12 protein-coding genes and 1 pseudogene are annotated in these 9,558 nt (G+C 68.3%); 5 read left to right on the top strand and 8 right to left on the bottom strand.

The window, feature by feature from the left end; translation table 11 throughout:
• Positions 1–267: pseudogene (locus VL973_RS02780) on the bottom strand (hypothetical protein); the annotation flags it as partial.
• Between the two features lie 416 nt (positions 268–683).
• On the opposite strand from VL973_RS02780, the gene dksA reads away from it, so the two are divergent.
• Both dksA and VL973_RS02770 read left to right on the top strand, forming a co-directional pair.
• Positions 684–1,154, top strand: a complete 471-nt coding sequence (gene dksA, locus VL973_RS02775) for an RNA polymerase-binding protein DksA (RefSeq protein WP_414712185.1) — start codon at positions 684–686, stop codon at positions 1,152–1,154.
• A 92-nt stretch (positions 1,155–1,246) separates the two neighbouring features.
• Positions 1,247–1,645, top strand: coding sequence for a PilZ domain-containing protein (locus tag VL973_RS02770; protein WP_325282506.1), 399 nt, complete (start codon positions 1,247–1,249; stop codon positions 1,643–1,645).
• A 61-nt stretch (positions 1,646–1,706) separates the two neighbouring features.
• On the opposite strand, the gene VL973_RS02765 is transcribed toward VL973_RS02770, so the two are convergent.
• Positions 1,707–1,862 carry a YdcH family protein gene (locus VL973_RS02765; protein ID WP_325282505.1) on the bottom strand — a complete coding sequence of 52 codons (156 nt, stop codon included), beginning with the start codon at positions 1,860–1,862 and terminating at the stop codon, positions 1,707–1,709.
• 162 nt (positions 1,863–2,024) lie between these two features.
• Here VL973_RS02765 and VL973_RS02760 point away from each other — a divergent pair, with 162 nt between their 5' ends.
• Both VL973_RS02760 and VL973_RS02755 read left to right on the top strand, forming a co-directional pair.
• Positions 2,025–2,222, top strand: coding sequence for a YdcH family protein (locus tag VL973_RS02760; protein WP_325282504.1), 198 nt, complete (start codon positions 2,025–2,027; stop codon positions 2,220–2,222).
• 95 nt (positions 2,223–2,317) lie between these two features.
• A complete protein-coding gene (locus tag VL973_RS02755; protein WP_325282503.1) occupies positions 2,318–2,776 on the top strand; it encodes a DUF1465 family protein in 459 nt (152 codons plus the stop codon).
• A gap of 20 nt (positions 2,777–2,796) precedes the next feature.
• Here the strand turns inward: VL973_RS02755 and VL973_RS02750 are convergent, their stop codons facing one another.
• The 6 genes from VL973_RS02750 to VL973_RS02725 are packed head-to-tail and all read right to left on the bottom strand — an operon-like array spanning position 2,797 to position 7,146.
• Positions 2,797–3,069 carry an HPr family phosphocarrier protein gene (locus tag VL973_RS02750; protein ID WP_325282502.1) on the bottom strand — a complete coding sequence of 91 codons (273 nt, stop codon included), beginning with the start codon at positions 3,067–3,069 and terminating at the stop codon, positions 2,797–2,799.
• The gene (locus tag VL973_RS02745; protein ID WP_325282501.1) at positions 3,066–3,473 is read right to left on the bottom strand and encodes a PTS sugar transporter subunit IIA; all 408 of its coding nucleotides are present in this window, start codon (positions 3,471–3,473) and stop codon (positions 3,066–3,068) included. The genes VL973_RS02750 and VL973_RS02745 overlap by 4 nt, the downstream gene beginning before the upstream one ends.
• An 11-nt stretch (positions 3,474–3,484) precedes the next feature.
• On the bottom strand, positions 3,485–4,435 hold the full coding sequence (gene rapZ / locus VL973_RS02740; protein WP_325282500.1) for an RNase adapter RapZ: 951 nt from the start codon (positions 4,433–4,435) through the stop codon (positions 3,485–3,487).
• Complete coding sequence (locus tag VL973_RS02735; RefSeq protein ID WP_325282499.1) at positions 4,432–4,878, bottom strand: HPr kinase/phosphorylase; 447 nt, start codon at positions 4,876–4,878, stop codon at positions 4,432–4,434. The genes rapZ and VL973_RS02735 overlap by 4 nt, the downstream gene beginning before the upstream one ends.
• A complete protein-coding gene (locus VL973_RS02730; RefSeq protein WP_325282498.1) occupies positions 4,875–6,467 on the bottom strand; it encodes a sensor histidine kinase in 1,593 nt (530 codons plus the stop codon). The genes VL973_RS02735 and VL973_RS02730 overlap by 4 nt, the downstream gene beginning before the upstream one ends.
• Positions 6,436–7,146: a response regulator transcription factor gene (locus VL973_RS02725; protein ID WP_325282497.1), complete on the bottom strand. Its 711-nt coding sequence runs from the start codon at positions 7,144–7,146 to the stop codon at positions 6,436–6,438. The genes VL973_RS02730 and VL973_RS02725 overlap by 32 nt, the downstream gene beginning before the upstream one ends.
• A 122-nt stretch (positions 7,147–7,268) precedes the next feature.
• On the opposite strand from VL973_RS02725, the gene VL973_RS02720 reads away from it, so the two are divergent.
• On the top strand, positions 7,269–9,558 hold a 2,290-nt coding region (locus VL973_RS02720), incomplete at its 3' end, for a hybrid sensor histidine kinase/response regulator (protein ID WP_325282496.1).

The raw sequence follows: 9,558 nt of genomic DNA, 5'->3' as shown, positions 1-9,558 counted from the left end.
GGGGATGGGGATGGGGGCGCCCTGAGTCGTCACGGTCACGGTCTGCGGCTCGCACACTTCCGCGGTTTTGGTGATCGTCCGGCGGACCAGCTTCTTGCCGGTGCCGGGATATTGTGCGCGCTTGGCCGCCACGCGCTTTTGCACGACGCGTTTGGTGACGATGCGTTCGGCCTGAGCGGTTTCGGCCATATGGACCGCGCCGCCGCCGACGATTGCGCCGCCACAGGTGAAGGCGCAGAGTTTCGCCAGTGCCATCTTAACCGACATACCGCTCATCTCTTCCAAATGCTGGGGTCCAGCCGCGCCGATCCCCGTGCGAGGCAGCCGTGCGCCGCCAATGACACCAAAGTGCAGAACAAAGTCTTAAACTCAACACCATTAACCACCTTAACGGTGTCCCGGCGATGGATTCCATAAGGTCGCACGCGGCCCGGTGTGGTTAACGTCCGATCATGGGACGATTTGGCCGTTTACCATTCGGTTCGTCGCATTTGCGGCGGGTCGTGTTCAGCGACCGGCAATTCGTGTGCCCTATACCGATGCCGACCATCGGCAAGCGACGGATTTTGCGTGCTTGTGGTGGGCGGTAGCGGCTTCTATAGGCCCTGCCCAAGGCAAGAGGTCCCGGACGTCCGCGGCATATTGGGGGTGCCGCGCCGGCTGTCCCGGTTGTGGAGAGTGGCATGGCGACTGCGTTGGAGCAATTCGGGAAACCCGGTAGTGCCGCGGCGGAACCGGCGTCGATCGGGGACGGGACGGATTATCGGCCGAGCGCCGACGAACCGTTCATGAGCGAGCGGCAGCAGCTGTATTTCCGGGCGAAGCTGCTGGCCTGGAAGGACGCGATCCTCAAGGAATCGCAGGCGACGTTGGGCCAGTTGCAGGTCGACTCGCTGCGCGAGGCCGACCTGACCGATCGCGCGTCGAGCGAGACCGACTGGTCGATCGAACTGCGGACCCGCGACCGCCAGCGCAAGCTGATCTCCAAGATTGAAGCCGCGATCCGCCGCCTGGACGAAGGCGAATATGGCTATTGTGAAGTGACCGGCGAACCCATCAGCCTTGCCCGGCTGGAAGCGCGCCCGATCGCGACGATGACCGTCGAGGCGCAGGAGCGGCACGAGCGCAACGAAAAGGTCTCACGCGACGAATAGATGTCTGCGTCACCGCCGCCTTAACCTTTTCGACAGGGATTGCTGGTGTAACGGACACCGGAACACAATCTTAACCAGGTCGAAGCGTTACGATGGACCGCTATCAACCCGATCCGCGCGACCAGGATGCCGAACCGGGCGCCGCGAACGCCCAGCGAGAGGCATCGCGCGACAGTCTGTTGCTGGCCGCCACCTTGCGCGTGGGTGGCAAGGAAACGCATGTCCGCGTGCGGAACCTGTCGGCAGGCGGGCTGATGGCCGAATATCCGGGATCGGTCGAACTGGGGCAGGCGGTCAGCATCGACGTTCGCGGTATCGGCTGGGTCGATGGTCGGGTGGCTTGGGCGACCGATGGCCGGGTGGGCATCGCGTTTTCGGCGCCCGTCGATCCGAAACTGGCCCGAAAGCCCGTCAACAGCAACAAGCCGCGCGGCGAGCAGGGGTGGCTGCATGTCTATCCCGCAGCGGTGCCGCCGCGCATGAAGCGCTGACACCCGTCGCGCGCACTGGCCCCGCGCCGCCAGAGACGGCACGGGGCGGCGCGGCTGAGCGTCAGATCGAGGCGATCTCTTCCTTGACGCGCAGCTTGCGACGCTTCAATTCGCCCAACAACGACTGATCGGGCAACGGTCGCTGGATTTCCGCCGCGATTCGGCGATCCAGCGTGGCGTGCTTGGCTTCCAGCGCGGTCTGATGCGAGGTCTGCATTGCTGCGGTCTCCTTGCTCTTTGGTTGGGGGGCGCAAAGTAAAACACCATTCGATCCGCTTGTCGCGTCCCAATTGCCATGCGACACGACATGCTGACGCATATCGCGCGTCGGGCGGTTCGCCGCACGGCGAATCGATCAGCCGAGGGAGGCCTGGCGGGCATGGATGAGGGCGAACTGCGCCGCCGGCTCGAACTGTTGCGGGTCGAGCATCGCGATCTGGACGATTCGATCGCCGCGCTGCGCGAGTCGGGCGCGGGCGACCAGTTGCAGCTGGCGCGACTGAAAAAGCGCAAGCTGAAGCTGCGCGACGAGATCACGCGGATCGAGGACGAGCTGGTTCCCGACATCATCGCCTGATCCCCCGACAGACGGCGCGCCAGTTCGGGACAGCGGGAACGGTAGCGGCAAAACAGAGGATTCACACCGGCGCCGGGCTATGGCATCGAGCCATCATGTCCCGCGAAATCGCCGTCCGTTTCGAACGTCGCCTGATCGACAGCCTGTATACCGAAGCGATGCTGCTGGCCGATGACGCACGCGATTATTTCGACGGGGCGGGGCGGGCGGATCGCGATGCGCTGGTCCCGCTGGCACGGGTGTCGCTGTCATGCGAATCGCTGAAAGTGACGACACGGCTGATGCAAGTCATCGCATGGCTGTTGACGCAGCGCGCGGTGATGGCGGGCGAGCTGACCCCGCGCGATGCACTGGACGGCACGCGGCGGCTGGGCGATTCGCCGGCCAGCGAAATCGACGCGCTTTCACGCCTGCCCGAACGCGCGCGCGCACTGGTGCTGGCCAGCACGCGCCTGCATATGCGCGTCGCCCAGCTCGACCGGGCACAGGTCGCGGTGGCCCCGGCGGCCAGCCCGGCACGGGTGATGATCGAAAGACTGGCCGGCGCGTTCTGACGCCTGCCGGGCCGGTCGCGTCAGTCCTCGCCGAAGCGACCCTCGACCAACCGGCAGAGCGCGGCAACCGCGGGTTCGGCGGCATCGCCGGTCGCACTGATGACGATTTCGTCGCCCATCGCCGCGCCCAGCATCATCAGCCCCATGATCGAGGTGCCCGTCACGCGCGACCCATCCTTTTCGACCATGATCTCGGTGGTCTGCGACGAGGCGAGCGTCACGAACTTGGCACTGGCGCGTGCGTGCAGGCCGCGGCGGTTGGTGATGCGAACCGTCCGGCTGACGGTCGTCATGCAGCCGCCTCGCCCAGCACCTCGGACGCGACCGAGATATATTTGCGGCCCGCTTCGCGCGCGGCGGCAACGGCTTCGGTCACTTTCATCGTCTTGCGCGCGCCGCCCAGGCGGATCAGCATCGGCAGGTTGATGCCGGCGATCACCTCGACCCGGCCCGTCTCAAGCAGGGAGATCGCCAGGTTCGACGGGGTGCCGCCGAACAGGTCGGTCAGCACGATCACGCCGCGCCCGCCATCGACCTCGCCGATCGCGCGGGCGATGTCGGCGCGCCGTTCCTCCATATCGTCCTCGGGACCGATGCAGATGGTCGCGATTGCGTCCTGTTTGCCGACGACGTGTTCCATCGCGACCACGAACTCTTTGGCAAGGCGCCCGTGGGTCACAAGGACCAGGCCGATCATGGGAGTTTCCGTCATAGCCTTCTAGTCGAGACCGGCGCGCCCTCCAGCGAGTCCTGGGGCGCCGTGTTCAGATCACGATGCTGCACCGTGGGCGAAAATCCCTCTTCGCGCAACCGCCCTGCGACGCGGTCGGCGACATGCACCGACCGGTGCCGACCGCCCGTGCAGCCGAAGGCGACGGTGACATAGGCCTTGCCCTCCGCCCGGTAGCGCGGCAGCAGCATCAGGAGCAGGCCCTCGATCGCGGCGACCGCATCCGCATAAGCGGGATCGGCGCGCACATAATCGGCGACGTCGGCGTCCAGCCCGGTGCCAGGCCGCAGCGCGGGCACCCAGTGCGGATTTTGCAGGAAGCGCATGTCGAACACCAGGTCGGCACTGCGCGGCAGACCGCGGGCAAAGCCGAACGACAGGACCGACAGCGTCGGCTCCCCCAGCCCTTCGCCACCAAAGGCGTTGCGGATCTGCGCCGTCAGTTCGTTGGAGGCGAGGCCGGTGGTGTCGATCAACCGTCCGGCCCAGTCGCGCAGCGGCTGTAACAGCTCACGCTCGCGATTTATGCCGTCCACGGCGGGGCGGTCCTGCGCCAGCGGATGGCGGCGACGCGTTTCGGAATAGCGCCGCACCAGTTCGGCGCCCGCGCAATCGAGGAACAGCACGCCGATCTCGCGCCCGGCATCGGCCAGTTCCTGAACGCGCGCGGCGATGCGCGCCGCGTCGAACCCGCGCGTGCCGATGCCGATGCCCAGCGCGAGCGGGCGATCGTCGCGCTCGGCTCCTTCGGGCGGGGCGGTCGCGAGCAGCCGGTCGAGCAGCAGCAACGGGAGGTTGTCGACGACTTCCCAGCCCAGATCCTCAAGCGTCCGCAGCACGGTCGACTTGCCCGCGCCCGACATTCCGGTGACGAGCAGGATGCGCCGCGGCGGGGCCGGGGTGCAGGAAGGGGCGGTTGCCTCGCTCATGCCCGCTGCCTATCGCCGATCGCACGCGCCAGCGCCAGTTCAACCTTGACCGGCGCCGAGGATTCGAGCGCCGCGAGCGCAATGCCGGGAATAACGACGCCCGCGATCGTCCGATTTCGGGACTCCGGCGGCATCCGCTCCGGCGAGGATATGATCGTGACGATCATCGCCACGGGCACGTCGTCGGCGTGAGCCATGTCGAGGATGCCCAGCCCGCGCACCTCGATCAGCCCCCGAATCGTCGCCGGGGCCGATGCGCGCAGCGTATCGCCGTCGCGGCGCCTGAGCAGCGTCTGGTCGTCGCTGACCAGCATCGCCCCGCGATCGATCAGCCGCAGCGCCAGGTCCGATTTACCCGCGCCCGATGGCCCTTCGATCAACACGGCATGACCGCGAATCGCGACGCAGCTTGCGTGGCACAGTTCGGACGACAGGGGCGTCATGGCTCGACCGGCGCCCCGTTGCCCGAAATGGCGGGCAGGCGCACGACAAAGCGCGCGCCGCTCACCCGGTCCTCTCGCGCCTCGACATGAATCCTGCCGCCATGCCCCTCGACGATCGTGCGCGCGATGGCCAGGCCCAGGCCCGAATGCTGGCCAAACGCCTCTCCCTCCGGCCGGACCGAATGGAAGCGGCGAAAGATCGTCTCGCGCGATTCGGGGGGCACGCCGGGGCCTTCGTCCTCGACTCGGACGGTGATGTCGCCGTCGCCGCGGCTGGCGCCCACCGCCACGGTCGCGCCGGGGGGCGAGAAGGACACCGCATTGTCGATCAGGTTCTCGAACACCCGTGCCAGCCGCGCGCCTTCGCCCGGCACCGTCAACGCCGTGCCGGGCGGCAGGTCGAGGCGCAGCCGCACGCCGCCGGGCAGTCCGCGTGCTTCCCATGCGGTGACGATCGCCGACAGCATCGCGGACAGGTCGAGCGGCTCGAACTTGGCGCGGCTGAGCTGCGCGTCGAGGCGGGACGCATCGGAAATGTCGGTAATCAGCCGGTCGAGCCGCAGCACGTCGGCGCGCACGATGTCGAGCAACTGCGCCTGCAGCGCGGGGTCCCTGACCGCGCCCAGCCCCTCGACCGCCGAGCGCAGCGACGCCAGCGGGTTCTTCAACTCGTGCGTCACATCGGCGGCGAACGCCTCCGTCGCGTCGATGCGCGCACGCAGCGCCTGGCTCATGTCCGACAGCGCGCGGGCCAGCATCCCGATTTCGTCGCGGCGGCTGGGCAGGCGCGGCACCACCACTTCACGCGCGCGCCCCAGCCGCACGCGCACCGCCGCGCGCGCTAGCCGCCGCAGCGGCTGGATGATGGTGCGCGCCAGAAACAGCGACAGCAGGATCGACACCATCGCGACGATCGCCAGCACGACGCTCAACCGCCAGCGCTCGGCCCGCACCACGCTGGTGATGTCGCGTGCGTTGACCGCGGTCATCAACGTGCCCCGCGCACCCAGCGGCGCGGCGGCGGTGATGACGGGTGAGCGGTCGGGCGCGCGCCACAGCGATGCGGGCGCCTCATGCGTGCGATAGGCACGGGCGACATCGGGCCAGCGATAGCCACGCGCGCGCGGCTGTTCGCGATACAGCGGCGCGCGGTCGGCGCCGACCACGGTGTCGATCCCGGCGTCGAGGAACCGGCCGATCGCCTGTCCCATCGGGTCCTTGTCAGGGTCGCGCAGCCGGAAATTGGCGACGCCCAGTGCACGGCTGTCATGGCGCTGCACCCCCTGCGGGTCAAAGGTGCGGATGCGCGTGCCGGTCTGTTTCGCCAAGCGCGTGACCAGCACTTCCTCGTCGCTCATGCGCGTCGCCATCAGCGCCTGCGCGATCAGCCGCGCTTCCCGGCTGGCTTGTTGCAGCCGCGCGTCGATCAGCCGGGTGCGATAGCTGTCGAGATAGAAGAACCCGCCCGCCAGCAGCGCGAGGGCAAAGATGTTGACGGCCAGGATGCGTGGCGTGAGGCTGACGCGCCCCGACCAGCGCAGCGACAATTCGCCATCGTCATTCGTCGGAGAAGCGATAGCCCGCTCCATACAGCGTCTCGATGGCGTCGAACTTTGGGTCGACCTGCCGGAACTTGCGCCGGACGCGCTTGATGTGGCTGTCGATGGTGCGGTCGTCGACATAGATGTCGTCCTGATACGCGGCGTCCATCAACTGGTTGCGCGTCTTGACGATGCCGGGCCGCTGGGCAAGCGTTTCGAGGATCATGAATTCGGTGACGGTCAGCGTGACGTTCTGGCCGCCCCATGTCACCTTGTGACGGGCGGGGTCCATGACCAGCCGGCCGCGTTCGATCGGCGGCGCGGCCGCTTCGCCTTCCTCGCCCGCGCCGTTGCCGCCCGGCGCTTCGGTGCGGCGCAGGATGGCGCGGATGCGCGCGATCAGCAGCCGCTGGCTGAACGGCTTGGCGATATAGTCGTCGGCGCCCATCGCCAGTCCCAGCGCCTCGTCCAGCTCGTCATCCTTGCTGGTCAGGAAGATCACCGGAATCGCCGATTTCTCGCGCAGGCGCCGCAGCAGTTCCAGCCCGTCCAGTCGCGGCATCTTGATGTCGAGCACCGCCAGTTCGGGCGGATTGTCGATCAGCGCCTTCAATGCGGCTTCACCGTCCGAATAGACGCGCGTCAGAAACCCCTCGGCCTGAAGCGCGATCGACACCGATGTGAGGATATTGCGGTCGTCATCGACCAGGGCGATCGTGGCGTTCATGCGACGGAACCGGCTATACGACCCATGTCACCGGCCTAGCCCAAAGCGCGATCCGGCTCAATCGGCGTCTTGATCCCCGGCGAGATGCTTGACGCATCGGCGGCGCGTGGCGACAGCGGGACATGGCATCCACCCCCCCATCGACCCCCGTGCTGTCGCCACCCGATATCCAGCCCGCCAGCCGGCAGGCGCTGCTGCCAGCGCTGGGCGGCGGCGTGGCGGCGGCGGTGCTCGTGCTGTGGGGACTGGGTGACGGCCGGGTGGCGATTGCGTTCATGGCCGCGGCGCTGGTGATCGCCGGCGGCGTGCTCGCCTGGGCAAGATTGCGGCGCGAATCGGCCGTTGCGGCGGATGGCCCCGACTGGGCGCTGGCACAGGCGCTGGCGTCGATCAGTGACGAGGCGATCGCCGTCACCGACCGGTCGGGGCGGCTGGTCTGCGCCAACCCGGCCTATCAGCGGATGTTCGGCGGCCTGCCGACGCCGCCCGGCCTGCCGCTGGACGGCGATGCGGAGGCGCTGCTGGGCGCAGCGGGCCGCGCGGCATGGCGCGACGGTGAAGGCGTGGCAAACGGTCTGTTTCGCGAGGGGCGGGCGATCGTCGGCCAGATCAGCCGCGCGGGCGATGACATGCTCGTCTGGCGATTCGTGCCTGCGCGCGGCGACGGCGCGCCGGGTATCGGCGGTCCCGACCCGCTGCCGCTGGCGGTGGCGAGCATCGCGGGCGAGGCGGGAGAGCGGCTGGGACTGGCCGGGGTCATGGCGCTGGCGATCCAGCCCGATGGCCGGATCGAGGCGGCGAACCGCGTCTTTGCCGCGCGCGCCACGGGCAGTGCCGATGGCATGGTCGAGGGCCGCGATTTCGCGCGCTTCATGCTGGTCGAACCCGGCGGCCATCTGCGCTTTGAGCGGGAAGGGGAAGCGGGCAATCCGCTGCGCCTGATCCAGGTGCCGCTGGGCGCCGGTCCCGAATCGCCGCTGTTGCTGGCGCTGATCGATGAAGAGGATGCCGGGCTGCCCGCGACGATCGGTGACGACATTGCCGCGCATGTCCGCGCGCTGGTCAGCCTGTTGCCGATCGGAGTGGCGATGGTCGATCGCGAGGGGCGATTCGTCCACACCAACGGGTCGTTCGTGACCGCCACCGGCATCAGGACCGCCGCGCCGCCGCTTTATCCCGGCGACCTGGTGGTGCGCGAGGACAAGGCCGCGCTGGCGGACGCGATCCGCCGCTTCTCCGGCGGGGCCAGCCATGCCGCCGACATGCAGGTGCGGCTGGCCGTCCGCCCGGACGAACCGGTATCGCTGACGCTGGCGGGCGCGCGGGGCCTTGGCGATGCGGCCGTCATCCTGTGCCTGAAGGAAAGCGGGGAGGAAGGGCAGCTCAAGCGACAGGTGGCGCAGGCGACCAAGATGCAGGCCGTCGGTCAGCTTGCGGGCGGCGTCGCGCATGATTTCAACAACATCCTGACCGCGATCATCGGGCATTGCGACCTGATGCTGATGCGCCATTCGCCCGGCGACAGCGATTATGACGATATCCAGCAGGTGCGTGCCAACGCCAATCGCGCCGCCGCACTGACGCGCCAGTTGCTGGCCTTTTCCCGGCAACAGACGCTGCGCCCGCAGGTGCTGCACCTGCCCGACGTGGTGTCGGAAGTGTCGCATCTGCTGACCCGCCTGCTGGGCGAGACGGTGCGGCTGGAGGTCAAGCACGGACGCGGCCTGGGCGCCGTGCGCGCCGATCCGGGACAATTGGAGCAGGTGATCGTCAATCTGGCGGTGAATGCCCGCGACGCGATGCTGGCGCGCGACCCCAGCGGCGGCGGCACGCTGACGATCGAGACGCTGGGCGTGGGCCGGGCACAGGTGAAGCGGATGGGCGACGAAGTGCTGCCCGTCGGCGATTATTCGGTGCTGCGGATCAGCGACACCGGCACCGGCATCCCGGCGGAAGTGCTGCCCAACATCTTCGAGCCGTTCTTCACGACCAAGGAACTGGGCAAGGGCACGGGCCTTGGCCTGTCGACCGTCTATGGCATCGTCAAGCAGTCGGGCGGCTATATCTTCGCCGAATCGCCGCCGGGGCGCGGCGCCGTCTTCACCATCTATCTGCCGGTCAACACCGCCGCCGAACTGCCCGCGCCCAAGCCGCCGGTGCGCGCTGCCAGGCGGCCGCATACCTGGGGCAGCGGCACGATCCTGCTGGTCGAGGACGAAGCGATGGTCCGCGCCGTCGCCGAACGCGCGCTGTCGCGACAGGGTTACAAGGTGCTGGTCGCCGAAAATGGTGAGGCCGCGCTGGACCTGCTTGAAAACAGCGGTCGACCCGACCTGCTGGTGTCCGACGTGGTGATGCCGGTGATGGACGGCCCGACGATGGTGCGGCGCGTGCGACAGCGTTATCCCGACC

The sequence above is a fragment of the Sphingomonas sp. genome, from assembly GCF_035490575.1.
In the GTDB taxonomy this organism is placed as follows: Bacteria; Pseudomonadota; Alphaproteobacteria; order Sphingomonadales; family Sphingomonadaceae; genus Sphingomonas.
This window is presented reverse-complemented; position numbering and strand designations above follow the sequence as displayed.

What these genes read in the sequence shown, in the direction of transcription:
- dksA (WP_414712185.1), top strand. Translation starts at nt 684, where the DNA reads ATGGCGACTGCGTTGGAGCAATTCGGGAAACCCGGTAGTGCCGCGGCG.
- VL973_RS02770 (WP_325282506.1), top strand. Translation starts at nt 1,247, where the DNA reads ATGGACCGCTATCAACCCGATCCGCGCGACCAGGATGCCGAACCGGGC.
- VL973_RS02765 (WP_325282505.1), bottom strand. Translation starts at nt 1,862, where the DNA reads ATGCAGACCTCGCATCAGACCGCGCTGGAAGCCAAGCACGCCACGCTG.
- VL973_RS02760 (WP_325282504.1), top strand. Translation starts at nt 2,025, where the DNA reads ATGGATGAGGGCGAACTGCGCCGCCGGCTCGAACTGTTGCGGGTCGAG.
- VL973_RS02755 (WP_325282503.1), top strand. Translation starts at nt 2,318, where the DNA reads ATGTCCCGCGAAATCGCCGTCCGTTTCGAACGTCGCCTGATCGACAGC.
- VL973_RS02750 (WP_325282502.1), bottom strand. Translation starts at nt 3,069, where the DNA reads ATGACGACCGTCAGCCGGACGGTTCGCATCACCAACCGCCGCGGCCTG.
- VL973_RS02745 (WP_325282501.1), bottom strand. Translation starts at nt 3,473, where the DNA reads ATGATCGGCCTGGTCCTTGTGACCCACGGGCGCCTTGCCAAAGAGTTC.
- rapZ (WP_325282500.1), bottom strand. Translation starts at nt 4,435, where the DNA reads ATGAGCGAGGCAACCGCCCCTTCCTGCACCCCGGCCCCGCCGCGGCGC.
- VL973_RS02735 (WP_325282499.1), bottom strand. Translation starts at nt 4,878, where the DNA reads ATGACGCCCCTGTCGTCCGAACTGTGCCACGCAAGCTGCGTCGCGATT.
- VL973_RS02730 (WP_325282498.1), bottom strand. Translation starts at nt 6,467, where the DNA reads ATGGAGCGGGCTATCGCTTCTCCGACGAATGACGATGGCGAATTGTCG.
- VL973_RS02725 (WP_325282497.1), bottom strand. Translation starts at nt 7,146, where the DNA reads ATGAACGCCACGATCGCCCTGGTCGATGACGACCGCAATATCCTCACA.